This is a genomic window from Candidatus Sodalis pierantonius str. SOPE (assembly GCF_000517405.1).
Lineage (GTDB): Bacteria > Pseudomonadota > Gammaproteobacteria > Enterobacterales > Enterobacteriaceae > Sodalis_C > Sodalis_C pierantonii.
Genome location: NZ_CP006568.1, coordinates 1,300,773 through 1,318,423 on the forward strand (window position 1 = coordinate 1,300,773; position 17,651 = coordinate 1,318,423).

General features: G+C 57.1%; 11 protein-coding genes, 2 tRNA genes and 6 pseudogenes. 14 read left to right on the forward strand and 5 right to left on the reverse strand.

Going from position 1 to position 17,651, the window contains the following annotated elements:
* Positions 1 to 448: 448 nt before the first annotated feature.
* The 13 genes and pseudogenes from secG to SOPEG_RS06770 all read left to right on the forward strand — a co-directional run bounded on the left by secG (position 449) and on the right by SOPEG_RS06770 (position 12,987).
* Positions 449 to 781, forward strand: a complete 333-nt coding sequence (gene secG, locus SOPEG_RS06715; protein WP_011410237.1) for a preprotein translocase subunit SecG — start codon at positions 449 to 451, stop codon at positions 779 to 781.
* A 58-nt stretch (positions 782 to 839) separates the two neighbouring features.
* Positions 840 to 926: transfer RNA gene (locus tag SOPEG_RS06720), tRNA-Leu, on the forward strand.
* A gap of 59 nt (positions 927 to 985) precedes the next feature.
* Positions 986 to 1,062, forward strand: a tRNA-Met gene (locus SOPEG_RS06725).
* A 214-nt stretch (positions 1,063 to 1,276) separates the two neighbouring features.
* Positions 1,277 to 1,729 carry a ribosome maturation factor RimP gene (rimP, locus tag SOPEG_RS06730; protein ID WP_025244765.1) on the forward strand — a complete coding sequence of 151 codons (453 nt, stop codon included), beginning with the start codon at positions 1,277 to 1,279 and terminating at the stop codon, positions 1,727 to 1,729.
* 21 nt (positions 1,730 to 1,750) lie between these two features.
* Entirely contained in the window at positions 1,751 to 3,238 is a 1,488-nt protein-coding gene (nusA, locus tag SOPEG_RS06735; protein ID WP_025244766.1) for a transcription termination factor NusA, read from the forward strand.
* 25 nt (positions 3,239 to 3,263) lie between these two features.
* The gene (gene infB, locus SOPEG_RS06740) at positions 3,264 to 5,900 is read left to right on the forward strand and encodes a translation initiation factor IF-2 (protein WP_025244767.1); all 2,637 of its coding nucleotides are present in this window, start codon (positions 3,264 to 3,266) and stop codon (positions 5,898 to 5,900) included.
* Positions 5,901 to 5,968: 68 nt separating this feature from the next.
* Entirely contained in the window at positions 5,969 to 6,385 is a 417-nt protein-coding gene (rbfA, locus tag SOPEG_RS06745) for a 30S ribosome-binding factor RbfA (RefSeq protein ID WP_025244768.1), read from the forward strand.
* On the forward strand, positions 6,385 to 7,326 hold the full coding sequence (gene truB / locus SOPEG_RS06750) for a tRNA pseudouridine(55) synthase TruB (protein WP_025244769.1): 942 nt from the start codon (positions 6,385 to 6,387) through the stop codon (positions 7,324 to 7,326). Before rbfA ends, truB begins: the two co-directional genes overlap by 1 nt.
* Positions 7,327 to 7,445: 119 nt before the next feature.
* Positions 7,446 to 7,715 carry a 30S ribosomal protein S15 gene (rpsO, locus tag SOPEG_RS06755; RefSeq protein WP_025244770.1) on the forward strand — a complete coding sequence of 90 codons (270 nt, stop codon included), beginning with the start codon at positions 7,446 to 7,448 and terminating at the stop codon, positions 7,713 to 7,715.
* Positions 7,716 to 7,974: 259 nt separating this feature from the next.
* Entirely contained in the window at positions 7,975 to 10,128 is a 2,154-nt protein-coding gene (gene pnp / locus SOPEG_RS06760; RefSeq protein WP_025244771.1) for a polyribonucleotide nucleotidyltransferase, read from the forward strand.
* An 86-nt stretch (positions 10,129 to 10,214) separates the two neighbouring features.
* Complete coding sequence (gene nlpI, locus SOPEG_RS06765) at positions 10,215 to 11,102, forward strand: lipoprotein NlpI (RefSeq protein WP_025244772.1); 888 nt, start codon at positions 10,215 to 10,217, stop codon at positions 11,100 to 11,102.
* 106 nt (positions 11,103 to 11,208) lie between these two features.
* A complete protein-coding gene (gene yrbN, locus SOPEG_RS30815) occupies positions 11,209 to 11,268 on the forward strand; it encodes a protein YrbN (protein ID WP_376744496.1) in 60 nt (19 codons plus the stop codon).
* A gap of 11 nt (positions 11,269 to 11,279) precedes the next feature.
* A pseudogene (locus tag SOPEG_RS06770) lies at positions 11,280 to 12,987 on the forward strand (ATP-dependent RNA helicase DeaD).
* Between the two features lie 196 nt (positions 12,988 to 13,183).
* Here the strand turns inward: SOPEG_RS06770 and SOPEG_RS06775 are convergent.
* From SOPEG_RS06775 to istB, 4 pseudogenes are all read right to left on the reverse strand, one after another.
* A pseudogene (locus SOPEG_RS06775) lies at positions 13,184 to 14,187 on the reverse strand (luciferase-like monooxygenase).
* Between the two features lie 357 nt (positions 14,188 to 14,544).
* A pseudogene (locus SOPEG_RS06780) lies at positions 14,545 to 15,424 on the reverse strand (U32 family peptidase).
* Positions 15,425 to 15,438: 14 nt separating this feature from the next.
* Positions 15,439 to 15,525 (reverse strand): annotated as a pseudogene (locus SOPEG_RS30370) (hypothetical protein); the annotation flags it as partial.
* Between the two features lie 122 nt (positions 15,526 to 15,647).
* Positions 15,648 to 15,899, reverse strand: a pseudogene (istB, locus tag SOPEG_RS06785) (IS21-like element ISSoEn3 family helper ATPase IstB); the annotation flags it as partial.
* Between the two features lie 73 nt (positions 15,900 to 15,972).
* Between istB and SOPEG_RS06790 the strand changes: the two are divergent.
* The gene (locus SOPEG_RS06790; RefSeq protein WP_025244775.1) at positions 15,973 to 17,181 is read left to right on the forward strand and encodes an IS256-like element ISSoEn2 family transposase; all 1,209 of its coding nucleotides are present in this window, start codon (positions 15,973 to 15,975) and stop codon (positions 17,179 to 17,181) included.
* Between the two features lie 281 nt (positions 17,182 to 17,462).
* Here SOPEG_RS06790 and SOPEG_RS06795 read toward each other — a convergent pair.
* A pseudogene (locus tag SOPEG_RS06795) lies at positions 17,463 to 17,624 on the reverse strand (trp operon repressor); the annotation flags it as partial.
* Between the last annotated feature and the right edge of the window lie 27 nt (positions 17,625 to 17,651).

Sequence of the window (17,651 nt, forward strand, 5' to 3'; positions counted from 1 at the left end):
GTATGCGGTGGACGTGGTGGGCTAAAGCGCCAGACTCCTGACATTGATGCCGATTAAGCCGCGAGCTGAAACGCCAGACTCTTTGATGCTGATGTCATGAAAGCTGCGGGCTGCGACGTAAGATTTTTCAGCGCTGATACGGTGAACGCCGCCGTCCGGGATATACAGGCTGACGCTGCGCTGACGGCCGGCACAAGGCGGCGGTTTTGGCCGGCATAAGCAGCGCGTCAGCGCCCGCTGCGGCTTTGGCGGGCCCCGTCGACCAGCGCCGGCGGCGAACGGCATTGGCGTTTTTTTCCGCAAACGGTCAGCCAGCCGTAAAATGCCCTTGCACGCAAGGGGCGCTTTGGTTAGTATTCACACCCGCTTCAGTCGGCGACGCCAAGCGCCGTATTGGGGGCTGCAATAGCTTAACGTGCGGTGGTAGCCGCAAGGATACTGAAAGATTATGTACCAAGCTCTGTTAGTCATATTCCTGTTGGTAGCGGTCGGCCTGGTTGCGCTGATCATGCTGCAACAAGGTAAAGGTGCTGATATGGGAGCCTCGTTCGGTGCAGGCGCCTCTGGCACCCTGTTCGGTTCAAGCGGTTCCGGTAACTTCATGACCCGTATGACGGCCGTGCTGGCGACTCTGTTCTTCGTTCTCAGCCTGGTGCTGGGCAACCTGAGCAGCAATCATGGTCAAAAAGGCAGCCAGTGGGATAATTTGAACCAGGCTCAGCAGGCGGATAAGGCACCAGCCGAAGCGCCGGCGAAACCGGGTAACGATATTCCGCAGTAAGCGTTAAGCCGTTGCCCGGCAAGGCAACGAAACAGCAGCGTAAGAGTCGATAGAAAGTGCCGAGGTGGTGGAATCGGTAGACACGCTACCTTGAGGTGGTAGTGCCCGATTGGGCTTACGGGTTCAAGTCCCGTCCTCGGTACCAATCCCAGAGATAACTTGCTTTTTCAGGGTTATCAGTGTAGTATTTTCATCGTTTTCGGACGCGGGGTGGAGCAGCCTGGTAGCTCGTCGGGCTCATAACCCGAAGGTCGTCGGTTCAAATCCGGCCCCCGCAACCACATTCCTTTAGAGTGCTTTTTCAAATATACTGTCTGTAGGCGTTAGGTTTACCATCACAGGAGTTTTGAAAAATGATTCTTCTGGAATGGTTTCAAAACCGCCTGCGGTTTACAGGGTCCAGTCACTTAACGCCCCGAATTTTCGGGGTTTTTTGTTATTTCACTACAGTAATACTGGGCTAATAAGCCCTTTTTTTATGTCTTGGGGGTGGCCTTGTCCACATTAGAACAAAAATTGACAGAGATGATCACGGCACCCGTGGAAGCCCTGGGGTTCGAGCTGGTGGGTATTGAATTTATTCGTGGCCGCCAGTCGACGCTGCGCATTTATATCGATAGTGACGAGGGCATCACCGTTGATGATTGTGCTGATGTAAGCCACCAGGTCAGCGCGGTACTGGACGTCGAAGACCCTATCTCCGTGGCCTATAGCCTTGAAGTTTCATCACCGGGCCTGGATCGCCCGCTGTTTACCGCCGCGCATTATCGCCAATTTATCGGTAGCGACGTCAGCGTGGTGCTCCGTATCGCGGTACAAAACCGCCGTAAATGGCAGGGGATCATCAAAGCGGTTGACGGTGACATGATCACCGTGACGGTGGAAGGAAAAGATGAAGTGTTCGCTTTGAACAATATCCAGAAAGCGAACCTGGTACCCCACTTTTAACGTTTTACTGAGGCAACTAGGATGAATAAAGAAATTCTGGCTGTTGTTGAGGCAGTGTCCAACGAGAAAGCCGTCCCGCGGAAAAAGATTTTCGAGGCGTTAGAGACGGCACTGGCCACGGCAACGAAGAAAAAATACGAACAGGAAATCGAAGTCCGCGTCAGCATCGACCGCAAATCGGGGGATTTCGATACCTTCCGCCGTTGGCTCATCGTGGACGAAGTGACTCAGCCCACCCGGGAAATCACCCTGGACGCGGCGCAATTTGACGACCCTGAGGCGCAGCTTGGCGGCTACATCGAAGATGAAATTGAATCGGTAGTGTTTGACCGTATTACCACCCAGACTGCCAAGCAAGTCATCGTGCAAAAAGTGCGTGAAGCCGAGCGGGCGATGGTGGTCGATCAGTTTCGCAGTCATGAAGGTGAAATCGTCACCGGCGTAGTGAAAAAAGTTAACCGGGACAGCATCAGTCTCGATCTGGGCAGCAATGCCGAAGCGGTGATCGGCCGTGAAGACATGCTGCCGCGTGAAAATTTCCGTCCCGGCGACCGTATTCGCGGCGTGTTATATTCTGTGCGTCCGGAAGCGCGCGGCGCGCAGCTGTTTGTCAGCCGGTCGCGGTCGGAGATGCTGGTAGAGCTGTTCCGCATTGAAGTGCCGGAAATCGGCGAAGAAGTGATTGAAATCAAGGCCGCCGCCCGCGATCCGGGCTCACGGGCGAAAATCGCCGTGAAGACCAACGACAAGCGTATTGATCCGGTCGGCGCCTGCGTCGGCATGCGCGGCGCGCGCGTCCAGGCGGTGTCCAGCGAATTGGGCGGTGAACGCATCGATATCGTGCTGTGGGATGACAACCCGGCCCAGTTCGTTATTAACGCCATGGCTCCTGCCGATGTCGCCTCCATCGTGGTGGACGAGGACAAGCACACCATGGATATCGCGGTAGAAGCGGGCAATCTTGCCCAGGCTATCGGCCGCAACGGGCAAAACGTCCGGCTGGCTTCCCAGCTTAGCGGCTGGGAGCTGAACGTAATGACGGTAGAGGATCTGCAGGCAAAACATCAAGCTGAAGCCCATGCGGCCATCGATATCTTTACCCGCAATCTGGATATCGATGAAGAGTTCGCCGAGGTACTGGTGGAGGAAGGTTTCTCATCTCTTGAGGAGCTGGCCTACGTACCGATAAACGAACTGCTGGAAATTCAAGGGCTCGATGAAGATACGGTGGAAGCGCTGCGCGAACGGGCGAAGAATGCGCTGACCACGCTTGCCCTGGCGCAGGAAGAGAATCGCGGCGCGGGCGTACCGGCTGAAGACCTGCTGGGTCTGCCTGAACTTGAGCGCGACATGGCGTTCAAGCTGGCGGCGCGTGGTGTTTGTACGCTGGAAGATCTTGCCGAACAGGGTGTCGACGACCTGTCAGATATTGAAGGGCTGAGTAGTGAAAAAGCCGGCGAGCTGATTATGGCCGCGCGCAATATTTGCTGGTTTGGCGACAACGCGTAATAAACTGTAGCAGGAAAGGAACAGCATGACAGATGTAACCGTAAAATCGCTCGCCGCAGAAATACAGACTCCGGTCGATCGCCTGGTACAGCAATTTGCTGATGCGGGCATTGATAAAACCGCAGTGGATTCTGTGACCCAGCAGGAAAAAGAAACCTTACTGGCGCACCTGAACCGCGATCGCGGCGCGGCGCCCAATAAATTAACTTTGCAGCGCAAAACGCGCAGCACCTTGAATATTCCTAGCACCGGCGGTAAAAGTAAGTCGGTGCAAATCGAAGTGCGCAAGAAGCGCACCTATGTGCAACGCGATCCGCAGGCGCAAGAGCAGGCTGAAGCGGAAGAACGGGCCCGGCGTGAAGCGGAAGAGTTGGCTCAGCAGCAGGCCAAGCGTGAGGCCGCTGAACAAGCGAAACGTGTGGCAGCGGAAAGTGATAAATTGACTAACCAGCAGACCAATACTATGACCAAGTCACCACAGGCGGCTGAAAAAGCTAGCCGTGAAGCCGAAGCCGCGGAGCTAAGACGCAAAGCGGAAGAGGAAACGCGTCGCAAGGTCGAAGAAAAGGCTCTCCAGGTCGCGGAAGAAGCGCGTCGTATGGCCGAAGAACGCGGCGGCACCAGGGATAACGCGCCTGAGCCGGCGGAGGAAGACACCACCGATTACCACGTTACGACCTTCCACCACGCCCGGGAAGCTGAAGACGAAAACGATCGCAAAGTGGAAAGCGATCGCCGCAGCCGCACCCGCGGTGGTAAAGCCACCAGGCAGAAGAAGACCAGCCGTTTGTCCGAATCCAAGGCCGATCGCGAAGAAGCGCGTGCCGTGGGCCGTGGCGGTAAGGGCAAGCGTAAACCGAGCACGTTGACGCAGGGCTTTAACAAGCCGGCGCAGGCGGTGAACCGCGACGTGGTCATCGGCGAAACCATCACCGTGGCGGAACTGGCCAACAAAATGGCGGTGAAAGGATCGCAGGTCATCAAAGCAATGATGAAGCTCGGCGCCATGGCGACCATCAACCAGGTAATCGATCAGGAAACCGCGCAACTGGTGGCGGAAGAGATGGGTCACAAGGTGATTTTACGCCGTGAGAACGAGCTGGAAGAGTCGGTGATGTCCGACCGTGATACCGGCAGCTCCGCCGCCGCGGAATCGCGCGCGTCGGTGGTGACCATCATGGGTCACGTCGACCACGGTAAAACCTCGCTCCTGGACTATATCCGCTCCACCAAGGTGGCGGCAGGCGAGGCCGGGGGCATTACCCAGCATATCGGCGCCTACCATGTGGAAACCGATAACGGCATGATAACCTTCCTTGATACCCCGGGGCATGCGGCCTTTACCGCAATGCGCGCCCGCGGTGCGCAGGCGACGGATATCGTGGTGCTGGTGGTGGCTGCCGATGACGGCGTAATGCCGCAGACTATCGAAGCCATCCAGCACGCCAAAGCGGCCAAAGTACCGGTGGTGGTGGCGGTCAACAAGATCGATAAGCCGGAAGCGGATCCGGATCGGGTCAAGAATGAGCTGACCCAATACGGCGTCATTCCGGAAGAGTGGGGCGGTGAAAGCCAGTTCGTGCATGTTTCCGCCAAATCCGGCGCGGGCATTGACGAACTGCTGGACGCCATCTTGCTGCAGGCGGAAGTGCTGGAGCTAAAAGCGATCCGCAACGGCATGGCCAGCGGTGTCGTCATCGAATCCTTCCTGGACAAGGGCCGTGGCCCGGTGGCAACGGTGCTGGTACGTGAAGGTACCCTGAATCGGGGCGACATTGTCCTGTGCGGTTTCGAGTACGGCCGCGTGCGCGCCATGCGCGATGAAGTGGGCCGCGATGTGGCTTCCGCCGGCCCGTCGATTCCGGTCGAGATCCTAGGTCTGTCCGGGGTGCCGGCCGCCGGTGATGAAGCGACGGTAGTGCGCGATGAGAAGAAAGCGCGCGAAGTGGCGTTGTATCGTCAAGGCAAATTCCGCGAAGTCAAACTGGCGCGCCAGCAGAAGTCCAAACTGGAAAACATGTTCGCCAACATGACCGAAGGGGAAGTGTCCGAGCTGAACATCGTGCTGAAGTCTGACGTACAGGGTTCCGCCGAAGCCATCAGCGACGCGCTGAAGAATTTGTTCACCGACGAGGTGAAGGTGAAGATTGTCGGCTCCGGCGTGGGCGGCATTACCGAGACCGACGCGACGCTGGCGGCGGCTTCAAACGCCATCCTGCTGGGCTTTAACGTGCGTGCCGATGCCTCCGCTCGCCGCGTCATCGAAGCGGAAAACCTGGATCTGCGCTATTACTCGGTCATCTACGATTTGATTGATGAAGTCAAACAGGCGATGAGCGGCATGCTGGCGCCGGAATACAAACAGGAAATCATCGGTCTGGCGGAAGTGCGCGATGTGTTCCGTTTACCGAAATTCGGCGCTATCGCCGGCTGTATGGTGACGGAAGGCGTGGTGAAGCGTCACAACAAAATCCGTGTGCTGCGTGAAAACGTGGTGATCTACGAAGGTGAACTGGAGTCGCTGCGTCGCTTCAAAGACGACGTTAACGAAGTGCGTAACGGCATGGAGTGCGGCATCGGCGTAAAGAACTATAACGACGTGCGCTCAGGCGACGTGATCGAAGTCTTTGAAACCATCGAGATCCAACGTACCATTGCCTGATAACGCGTTATCGGCAGCGCACATTACAGGGGGGCGGAAAGCCCCCCTGCTTGTCTGGAGAATTTACCATGGCCAAAGAATATAGCCGCACCCAGCGCGTCGCGCAGGAGATGCAAAAGGAAATCGCCATCATCCTGCAGCGCGAAATCAAAGATCCTCGCGTCGGCATGGCGACGGTGTCCGGCGTTGAAGTCTCGCGCGATCTGGCTTATGCCAAAGTGTTCGTCGCTTTTTTGAATGACAATACCCCCGAACAGGTGAAAACCGGCGTCCGGGCGCTACAGGATGCGGCGGGTTTTATCCGTAGCCTGCTGGGTAAAGCCATGCGTCTACGCGTGGTGCCGGAGCTGACGTTCGCCTACGATAATTCGCTGGTAGAGGGCATGCGCATGTCCAACCTGGTCAGCCAGGTCGTGCAAAACGACCGCCTGCGCCGCGGCACAACCCCGGCGGACGATGAAGGCGGCGAGGAGAAGGAAGACTGATGGGCCGTCCAAGTCGCCGTGGCCGTGATATCGACGGCATCGTCTTGCTGGATAAACCGCTCGGGCTTTCGTCCAACGATCTGCTGCAAAAGGTAAAACGCCTGTTTCACGCCAACAAAGCTGGGCATACCGGCGCGCTGGATCCGCTGGCGACCGGCATGCTGCCCGTCTGCCTCGGCGAGGCGACCAAGTTTTCCCAGCATTTGCTGGACGCCGATAAACGCTACCGGGTGACCGCCCGGCTCGGCGAACGCACCGATACCTCCGATGCCGAAGGCCAGACGGTCAGCGTCCGGCCGGTATCGCTGGACCAAGCGCGGCTGGAGGCGGCGCTGGACCACTTCCGCGGCGAAAGCCGGCAGGTGCCGTCGATGTTTTCGGCGCTAAAGCATCAGGGGCGGCCGCTGTACGAGTACGCCCGCAAAGGTATTACCGTAGAGCGCGAGTCGCGCCCCATCCACGTATACGATTTGCAGTTACACCATTGGGACCTGACGGAGGTGGAACTGGAAATTCATTGTTCCAAAGGCACCTACATCCGCACCATTATCGATGATTTGGGTGAACGTCTCGGCTGCGGCGCGCACGTCACGGCGCTGCGTCGGTTGGCGGTCGCCCGCTATCCCACCGAGCGTATGGTAACGCTTGCGGCGCTGCAGGCCACCGCCGCCGACGCGCCGGAGACGCCGGAAACCCTGGCGCAACTGGATGCGCTGCTGTTGCCGATGGACAGCGCGGTGGCGGATATGTCGGCGGTTAATCTGCCGTCTGATGTCGCCGCGCGGGTCCGGCTTGGGCAAACGGTAGCGGTTACAGCGCAGCCACAGGCCGGTCTGGTACGCTTGACCGAGGGGGACGCCGGGCGTTTCTTCGGCATCGGCGAAATCGCCGCGCCAGGCCGGCTGACGCCGCGCCGCCTGATAGCGGAACCGCGTGCCTGATCATGTAATCGCCTTGCGATCGGCACGGGCTGAGAGTAGAATAGCGCGGCTTTTATGAAGCGGGTGGCTGAATTAGAGATCGGCGCCCATCTATTTCACAATCATTTTGGAGTGTTATAATGTCTCTAAGTGTTGAAGCGAAAGCGAAAATTGTTTCTGATTTCGGCCGTGATGCCAAAGACAGCGGTTCCACTGAAGTTCAGGTTGCTCTTTTAACCGCTCAGATTAGCCATTTGCAGGGCCATTTTGCGGAACATAAAAAAGATCACCACAGCCGCCGTGGTCTGCTGCGTATGGTTTCACAGCGTCGTAAACTGCTCGACTACCTGAAAGGCAAAGATGTGGCGCGTTACACCAGCCTTATCGAACGCCTGGGTCTGCGTCGCTAAGCCAGACAGTTTCAGGAGAAAGGGGCCTTATGTGGCCCCTTTCTTCTAGGCAGCGCCCACCGGGGCGGGGGATAGTTTCGCCCGCGCCGCGGTGGACGCTAAGTAGATTCTTCCATTGCTGAGGTTCACGCGGCTAATGAGAGGCTTTATTCCGCGGGATAAAGATTGTCATTAGTCGCGAGGATGCGATGAGAAGGTTGTTCGTCAACGGTGGGCGGTGAGTTTGAAAGCGCCGCGCACTTTGAAAAAGGAAATTATTTTGCTAAATCCGATTGTTCGCAAGTTTCAATACGGTCAGCATACCGTCACGTTGGAAACCGGTATGATGGCCCGTCAGGCGACTGCCGCAGTCATGGTAAGCATGGACGACACGGCGGTGTTTGTGACCGTTGTGGGTGCCAAACAAGCAAAACCGGGACAGAGCTTCTTCCCGCTCACCGTCAACTATCAGGAGCGGACCTACGCCGCGGGCCGTTTCCCGGGCGGGTTCTTCCGCCGTGAAGGCCGTCCGAGCGAAGGTGAAACGCTGATTTCGCGTCTGATCGACCGTCCGATCCGTCCGCTGTTCCCGGAAGGTTTCCTGAACGAAATGCAGGTTATCGCCACCGTAGTATCGGTTAATCCGCAGGTGAGCCCCGATATCGTGGCAATGATTGGCGCTTCCGCTGCGCTGAGCCTGTCCGGCATTCCGTTCAGCGGCCCTATCGGCGCCGCGCGCGTTGGCTACATCAACGATCAGTACGTGCTGAACCCGACCCAGGCTGAATTGGCTACAAGCCGCCTGGATCTGGTGGTGGCCGGTACCCAGAATGCGGTGCTGATGGTGGAATCCGAAGCGCAACTGTTAAGCGAAGACCAAATGCTGGGCGCCGTGGTGTACGGCCACGATCAGCAGCAGGTGGTGATCGACAACATTAATCAGCTGGTGGCTGAAGCCGGCAAGCTGAAGTGGCAATGGCAGGCGCAGGACGTTAACGTCGCTCTCCAGGCGCGGGTCGCCGAGCTGGCGGAATCCCGTTTGGGCGACGCCTATCGCATCACCGAAAAGCAAGAGCGCTATGCCGCGGTGGATTCCATTAAAGCCGATGTCGTGGAAGCCCTGACCGGCCAGGACGAAACCCTGGACGAAGGCGAAATCAAAGACATCCTGGGCACGCTGGAGAAAAATGTGGTGCGCAGCCGAGTGCTGCGCGGCGAACCGCGTATCGACGGACGTGAAAAAGATATGATCCGCGGTCTGGACGTGCGCACCGGCGTACTGCCGCGTACTCATGGGTCGGCGCTGTTCACCCGCGGCGAAACCCAGGCGTTGGTCACCGCCACTCTCGGCACCGAACGCGATGCGCAGAATATTGATGAGTTGACGGGTGAACGGACAGACCGTTTCCTGCTACATTATAATTTCCCTCCGTACTGCGTCGGTGAAACCGGCATGGTGGGGTCGCCGAAGCGCCGGGAAATCGGCCACGGCCGTCTAGCGAAGCGCGGCGTTCTGGCGGTGATGCCGAACGCCAGCGAATTCCCGTACACCGTGCGCGTGGTATCGGAAATCACCGAATCCAACGGCTCCTCCTCCATGGCTTCCGTGTGCGGCGCGTCGCTGGCGCTGATGGACGCCGGGGTGCCCATCAAGGCGGCCGTTGCCGGTATTGCCATGGGGCTGGTGAAAGAAGGCGACAACTTCGTGGTGTTATCCGATATTCTGGGTGATGAAGATCATCTAGGGGATATGGATTTTAAAGTTGCCGGCAGCCGTGAAGGCGTCACCGCACTGCAAATGGACATTAAAATTGAAGGCATCACCCGCGAAATTATGCAGGTGGCGCTGAATCAGGCCAAGGGCGCGCGTATGCACATCCTCGGCGTGATGGAGCGGGCAATCAGCTCGCCGCGTGGTGATATTTCCGAATTCGCGCCGCGCATTCATACCATTAAGATCAGTCCCGATAAGATTAAGGACGTGATTGGTAAAGGCGGCTCGGTTATTCGCGCGCTGACCGAAGAAACCGGCACGACGATCGAAATCGAAGATGACGGTACCGTGAAAGTGGCGGCCACCGACGGTGATAAAGCCCGTCACGCGATTCGCCGCATTGAAGAGATCACCGCGGAAATCGAAGTGGGCCGGATTTATAATGGTAAAGTGACCCGCATCGTGGACTTCGGTGCCTTTGTTGCCATCGGCGGCGGCAAAGAAGGGCTGGTGCATATCTCCCAGATTGCCGATAAGCGTGTAGAGAAAGTGGCTGATTATCTGGAACTGGGCCAGGAAGTGCCGGTCAAGGTTCTGGAAGTTGACCGTCAGAGTCGCGTTCGTCTGAGCATCAAGGAAGCCAGTGCCCCCAGCCAGGACGCCGTGGTGCCTGAAGCTAAACTGTTAGCGCATTTAACAGCTCCTTGTCCCGGTGGGTAGCTGTTCGTATCACAAGGGCGGGACGCCTTGTGTTAAGCCGATGGGGGACAGGACGTTCATCCAATGTTTTTCTTCGGGAGTGGGAAATGAGGCCTTACTTGCGCTGGTGGTTCGTTGCAATGGCGTTAATGCTGGCAGGATGCAGCAACAGTGATTGGCGTAGTAAAGATAGCGTTCTGGCCGTACCTTTGCAGCCCACGCTACAGCAAGAAGTCATCCTGGCGCGTATGGAACAGATACTGGCGAGCCGGTCCCTTACCGATGATGAACGAGCACAGCTATTATATGAGCGCGGAGTGCTGTATGATAGCCTTGGGCTGAGAGCGCTGGCGCGCAATGATTTTTTACAGGCGCTGGCAATCCGACCCGATATGCCGGAAGTTTTTAATTATCTTGGCATATACTTAACGCAGGCGGGCAATTACGATGCCGCCTATGAAGCGTTTGATTCTGTACTAGAGCTTGATCCAACTTACAACTACGCGTATTTAAACCGTGGCATTGACCTGTATTACGGTGGCCGCTTCCGTTTAGCGCAGGATGATCTGCAGGCGTTTTATCGCGACGACCCAAACGATCCCTTCCGCTCGCTGTGGCTTTTCCTGGTCGAGAAAAAAATCGACGATGGTAAAGCGCGTAACGCGCTGCAAAGCCGTTATGTGAGGGCGAATAACGGGCAATGGGGATGGAATATTGTCGAGTTCTATCTGGGGGACATTAGCGAATCGACGCTGATGGCGCGCCTCAAGGCGGACGCAACGGATAACACTTCGCTCGCCGAGCATCTCAGTGAAACTGACTTCTATTTAGGTAAACACTACCTGAGTCTGGGGGACAAGAACGCCGCTTCGGCGCTGTTCAAACTGACGGTTGCTAACAACGTGCATAACTTTGTTGAGCACCGCTATGCATTGTTGGAATTGTCGCTTTTGGGCCAAGGGCAAGACGACCTATCAGAATCGGACCAGCAATAGCTGACGAACAAAACATACGTAGCCCGCATTACTCTTTTTTTCACCTGCGAGGGTGAGGGCTTGTTTTTTTCGTTTTAAATCCAATTTGAGCCGGTTCACACTTTTGATGAAAATGAATGAAAGTTTTCACGACGAGGTATGTAGACTGGCCGCCATTAAGAAATGAGGCACGTGTACATGTTTGAAGTAGAAACCTCTTTTGCCGATCTGGGGCTGAAAGCTCCTATCCTTAACGCACTGACCGATCTCGGTTATGAAAAGCCGTCACCCATCCAGGCCGCCTGTATTCCGCATCTGTTGGCCGGCCGTGACGTACTGGGCATGGCGCAGACCGGTAGCGGTAAAACCGCGGCCTTCTCTTTGCCGCTGCTGCACAATATCAATCCCGAACTGGCCGCGCCGCAGGTGCTAGTGCTGGCGCCGACCCGCGAATTGGCGGTACAGGTCGGGGAAGCCTGCGCCGATTTCGCCAAGCATATGAAAGGCGTCAACGTGGTCGCCCTGTACGGCGGGCAGCGTTATGACGTGCAATTACGCGCACTGCGCCAAGGGCCGCAGGTTGTGGTCGGCACCCCGGGCCGCCTGCTGGATCATCTGAAGCGCGGTACGCTGGATCTGTCCAATCTGAGCGGGCTGGTACTGGACGAAGCCGATGAGATGTTGCGCATGGGCTTTATCGAAGACGTGGAAAATATTCTGGCGCAGGTGCCCGCGCAGCATCAGATCGCGCTATTCTCCGCCACCATGCCGGAAGCGATTCGCCGCATTACCCACCGTTTCATGAACGAGCCGCAGGAAGTACGTATTCAATCCAGCGTGACCACCCGTCCCGATATCAGCCAGAGCTACTGGACGGTTCACGGTATGCGCAAGAATGAAGCGCTGGTGCGGTTCCTGGAGGCGGAAGATTTCGACGCCGTCATTATCTTCGTGCGTACCAAAAACGCCACGCTGGAAGTGGCCGAAGCGCTGGAGCGCAGCGGTTACAACAGCGCTGCCCTGAACGGCGACATGCACCAGGCGCTGCGCGAGCAGACACTGGATCGCTTGAAGGATGGCCGCCTGGATATTCTGATCGCCACCGACGTCGCTGCCCGCGGCCTGGACGTTGATCGCATCAGCCTGGTTGTGAATTACGATATTCCGATGTATTCCGAATCCTACGTGCACCGTATCGGCCGTACCGGTCGTGCCGGCCGCGCCGGTCGGGCGCTGCTGTTCGTGGAAAACCGCGAGCGCCGTCTGTTGCGCAATATCGAGCGCATCATGAAACTGACCATCCCCGAAGTGGAGCTTCCGACTGCCGAGGTGCTGAGCACCCGCCGCCTGGCCAAGTTTGCCGCCAAGGTGCAAAACCAGCTGGAAAGCAGCGATCTGGATATGCACCGCGCACTGCTGGCCAAACTGCAGCCGGCGGAAGAGCTAGATATGGAAACGCTGGCCGCGGCGCTGTTGAAAATGGCCCAAGGCGAACGCCCGCTGATTCTGCCGCCGGATCCGGTGATTGAACGCCGTCCGCGCCGTGAATTCCGCGAGCGCGACGAGCGCCGCGATGTGGGCGAAATGGATCTCTACCGTATCGAGGTGGGCCGCGATGATGGCGTGGAAGTCCGCCATATCGTCGGTGCGATCGCCAACGAAGGGGATATCAGCAGCCGCTATATCGGTAACATTAAATTGTTCGCCTCCCATTCGACCATTGAGCTGCCGAAAGGCATGCCGGGAAAAATGCTGTCTCACTTCACCCGTACGCGTATTCTGAACAAGCCGATGAATATGCAGTTTGTCGGTGAAGCGCAGTCGCAGCTTCGGCGATCGCCGCGATGGCGCTGCCGGCGGCGAACGTCGGTTCAACCGTGACGGTCAGCGTGCGCCGCGACGGTGACGCCGCACCGGCCGGCCGCCGCCGTCGGGCGGTGTTGCGCGCTAGGGGACGAAGGTAGGTGACAGGCTCCGCACCCGGGACCTACGTGCGCCCCGCGCTCATGCCGTGCCGCTGATGATAAAAAACCCGCCTGTCGGCGGGTTTTTTTGGTGTGCCGCGCCGGTGGCGCCAATGGGCATTGACTCAGCCGCCGGTGCTAATCCTTCAGGTGTTCCCGCGCCGCCATGGCAATCTCAAATGAACGCAGACGCGCCTGATGATCAAAAATCTGGCCATTAATCATCAGTTCGTCGGCGCCGGTCTCTGTTATCAGGGCCTTTAGCCCGCTCTTGACCTGCGCGGCATCGCCAACTACCGACAGCCGCAAAGCTTGATCAACGCCGTATTGCTCACCCGGCGACCACAGCGCCTCGATATCTTCCACCGGCGGCGGCGGCGGGCCCGGCCGGCCGCGGCGCAGGTTGATAAATTGTTGCTGCATCGAGGTGAACAAGAAGCGGGCGTCGCGTTCGCTGTCGGCGGCGATCACGTTGATACAGACCATGGCATAAGGCTGTGCCAAGGTGGGCGACGGCGTGAAATGCTCGCGGTAGAGACTCAGCGCCTGTCACAACATGTCCGGCGCGAAATGGGAGGCGAAAGCGAAGGGCAGACCCATTGCCGCCGCCAGCTGTGCGCTGTAGAGGTTGGAGCCCAGCAGCCAAATCGGCACATGCAATCCTTGACCGGGGACCGCCTGCACTGGCTGGCCCGGTTTGACGTCAGCGAAGTAGCCTAACAACTCTTGTACATCGCGCGGGAAGTTATCCACGTCATTGGCCAGATGCCGGCGCAGCGCCAGCATGGTGCGCTGATCGGTACCCGGCGCGCGGTCTAGCCCCAAATCCACCCGTCCGGGGTAGAGGGTTGCCAGCGTGCCGAACTGCTCGGCAATCACCAGCGGCGAGTGGTTCGGCAGCATGACGCCGCCGGAGCCGACGCGCAGGGTAGTGGTGCCATTGGCGATGAACCCCAACAGCACCGAGGTGGCGGCGCTGGCGATGCCGGTCATATTATGATGTTCCGCCATCCAGTAGCGGTGGTAGCCCCATTGTTCGGCGTGGCGCGCCAAATCCAGGGAGGCATGGAACGCGTCGCGCCCTGCGGCACCGGAGCGAGATCCAGTACGGAAAAGGGAATCGGTGTCTGTTTAGTTAGCATGGGCATACTCACAGGTTGTCTGTGCCGCAACTTTGTCGGCTAATGATAATTATGAGTATTAACTAAAAATACGGGCAGCGATAGCCCATTATTTATTGTGGTTATTAGGCCGGCGATGGTTTGTAGGGTGGCGCGGCGCCATGGGTGTTACCCTTAATGCGCCGGTGGCCGGTCGCGGCGCCGGCGTGAAGGGTCACATCATCAACGCTGATGCACCGCGTCGTCAGCATGAAGGGTCATATCACCCGCGCTGATGCACCGCCTCGCCGGCGCTAACGCTCAACATCATTGGCATTGATGCCCTGCGGCGCGAGAGTGGCTGCGCCGAACCCTGCGTGTTTGCCCGCGTCTCGGGCATTATTCCACCAGCGCCAGGCCGGGAATGCGTCGCCAGTAGCCGTTGCATTCTTTCTGACCGTTTAGCACCGTGTCATGTTGCCCCTGCTGGTTGGCGCGAAACGCCGCTACCTGCCCAGGCGTAGACAGGTCCTGGGGCGACAGGCGTACCACATCCACCAGCCCTGCCATGGAAATCTGTTCATTAATCAGATTATAGCAATAGCCACTCTGGGTTTGGATGCCGTTCAGCACGAAGACCTGTTGCTGCTCCTGCGTCATCACCGGCCGCCCCTGGGGGTAATGGAGACAGCAGGTTTCGCACTCATCCTTTGACCGGTTCTCCGAGCGGGCGGTGAAACAGCGCGCCGACCAGGCGAGCGGCAGATGGCCATAGCTGAAAACTTCCACCTCAAAACGGCCGCGGATCCCCAGATCTTCGCACTGTTCCAGCGTGTTACTCAGTCATTTGCGCGACAGCTCGACGGGCATACACCAACGCACCATCCCCTGTTTTAGCAAAATGCGCAGCGTATAGGCGTTATAAGCAATTCAAAGCAGAGCCGGCGACGAAGGGCAGCCGCTGCTCCGCCGCCAGCTGCACCGTGCCGAGATCATTGGCCTCAAGTAAAAACTCGCCGTTATCCAAGTAGCGTTTCAGCTCGGTGAGTTCGGAGGGCGCCTGAATCAGCGCCAGGGTGGAAATCACGATCTGTTTGCCGCTCGGCAGGAGATGCCTGCCCATGGCCAGCCAGTCGCCGGTTTTCATTAATCGGCGTTTGCTGCAAACGGTTTCACCCAAATAGATAATATCGGCCTGGCTTTCCGCCTCCTGCTGGTAGAAGGTTTCCAGCGTCGGTTTGGGCCAATAATACAGTACCGGCCCGAGAGAATAGCGCATGTCTGACTCTCCTGTTACTGCCAGCGGCGATGATAAGCGCCGAGGGTGGTCTGAACGCCTTCCGACATCGCCGCCAGCGTCTGATTCCAGGCATCCTCCGGCGTGCAGATTCCGACGTATCCGATCAGCTGTTCCGGCGACATCCGATCAGTTATTCCGATATTTTCCGATCACCCATTCCAGTGATATTCGATCACGTGTTCGCTCATCTTCTGACTCGGGTTTAGTCTATTTTTCCTGTGCTGGCTACTCCTTGCTCTTTGCGTAGTGATTCGCCTTTAAGTTCCAGTCTATAGCTGGGGTGTACTAACCGATCGAGTAACGCGTCAGCTGTCGTGGGGTTTTCTATCAGTCCATACCATTTTTTCACCGGCAGTTGACTGATCAGGATGCTGCTGCTTTTGTCGTAGCGATCTTCCATCACCTCCAACAGCATCGTTGCCTGCATCGGACTTATTGATTCTAGGCCCACGTCGGAGCCTGTTTAGAAATTTGTGTATTTGCCTGATTTTGATATGTTCAATCCAACATCAAAAACAGGTTAATTTATGGACGAAAAACAGTTGCAGGCTCTGGCTAACGAACTGGCCAAAAATCTCAAAACCCCTGAAGATCTCAGTCACTTCGATCGGCTGCTGAAAAAAATCAGCGTCGAAGCAGCTCTCAATGCCGAAATGACCCATCACCTCGGCTACGATAAAAATCAGCCTAAACCGGGGACCAACGCCCGCAACGGCTATTCCACAAAAACCGTTACCACTGGCGATGGCCCGCTGGCGCTGCGTACTCCGCGCGATCGTGACGGTTCCTTTGAACCGCAACTGGTGAAGAAGAACCAGACCCGGATTACCGGGATGGATAACCAGATTTTATCGTTGTACGCCAAAGGGATGACCACCCGCGAGATCGCCGCCGCGTTCAAAGAGCTGTATGACGCCGATGTCTCGCCGGCGCTGGTCTCAAAGGTCACCGATGCGGTCATGGAGCAGGTTGTCGAATGGCAAAACCGGCCTCTGGATGCAGTCTATCCCATTGTTTATCTTGATTGTATCGTTCTAAAAGTCCGGCAGGACAGCCGCATCATCAACAAATCTGTGTTCCTGGCGCTGGGCATCAACATCGAAGGCCAGAAAGAGTTGCTAGGTATGTGGCTGGCCGAAAATGAAGGCGCAAAGTTCTGGCTGAACGTGCTGACAGAGCTGAAAAACCGCGGCCTGAACGATATCCTTATCGCCTGCGTAGACGGGCTGAAAGGTTTCCCTGACGCTATTAACGCGGTGTATCCGGAGGCGCGGCTCCAGCTGTGTATCGTACATATGGTGCGCAACAGCCTGCGGTTCGTCTCCTGGAAGGACTTCAAGGCCGTCATCCGCGACCTGAAAGCTATCTATCAGGCCCCTACGGAAGAAGCCGGCTTGCAGGCGCTGGAAGCGTTCTCCAGTGCCTGGGACATCCGCTACCCGCAAATAAGTCGAAGCTGGCAGGCAAACTGGGCCAATCTGGCCACGTTCTTTGCCTACCCAACGGACATCCGCAAGGTGATCTACACGACCAACGCCATCGAGTCGTTAAACAGCGTGATCCGGCATGCCATCAAAAAGCGCAAGGTGTTCCCGACCGACGACGCAGTGAAAAAGGTGGTGTGGCTGGCGATACAGGCGGCCTCACAGAAATGGACAATGCCTTTGAGGGACTGGCGCATGGCAATGAGCCGCTTTATTATCGAGTTCGGTGACCGCCTGGACGGTCACTTCTGAGAAAAGGCATTTACACAGAATCGTGTACAGGGTCAGGCCATTTAAACAAGCGGAAATTATTTGTTTATTTTTTGTTAAAATAGCAAGTGTAAAACTGTTTAAACGGCCTTCAAACTTACTCAAACTACGACCAATCCAGTCCAGAATATAGTGCAAAAAAATCATTTTTTGCTCATTTTTTTGCGACGAGTCCAGAATCCTCAAAATCGCTGTAAGCCTCGCCAGTAAAGGGCTTCCGGCTTAATCCATCGTTCCCCTTGAGAGTCTAGAAATGATTGCCACCCCACAGCCTCGCGTTCGTCGGGCGTAAGCATCAGCTGCAACAGCGGCACGTGCAGCTCGTCGGCATAGGCCTGGCCCAGCAGGCGGGCAAAGGTGCGCCAGTCCTGCTCCAGCCTATCGGCACCGGCGTCCGCGCTGGTGGTGGAAGATGTCGCGTTCATAAACTACCGCCATACCATTCAACTAGT

Excerpts from the sequence above, each read along its gene's own strand:
- truB (WP_025244769.1), top strand. The coding sequence starts at position 6,385 with ATGGGCCGTCCAAGTCGCCGTGGCCGTGATATCGACGGCATCGTCTTG.
- rpsO (WP_025244770.1), top strand. The coding sequence starts at position 7,446 with ATGTCTCTAAGTGTTGAAGCGAAAGCGAAAATTGTTTCTGATTTCGGC.
- nlpI (WP_025244772.1), top strand. The coding sequence starts at position 10,215 with ATGAGGCCTTACTTGCGCTGGTGGTTCGTTGCAATGGCGTTAATGCTG.
- nusA (WP_025244766.1), top strand. The coding sequence starts at position 1,751 with ATGAATAAAGAAATTCTGGCTGTTGTTGAGGCAGTGTCCAACGAGAAA.
- SOPEG_RS06790 (WP_025244775.1), top strand. The coding sequence starts at position 15,973 with ATGGACGAAAAACAGTTGCAGGCTCTGGCTAACGAACTGGCCAAAAAT.
- infB (WP_025244767.1), top strand. The coding sequence starts at position 3,264 with ATGACAGATGTAACCGTAAAATCGCTCGCCGCAGAAATACAGACTCCG.
- rbfA (WP_025244768.1), top strand. The coding sequence starts at position 5,969 with ATGGCCAAAGAATATAGCCGCACCCAGCGCGTCGCGCAGGAGATGCAA.
- secG (WP_011410237.1), top strand. The coding sequence starts at position 449 with ATGTACCAAGCTCTGTTAGTCATATTCCTGTTGGTAGCGGTCGGCCTG.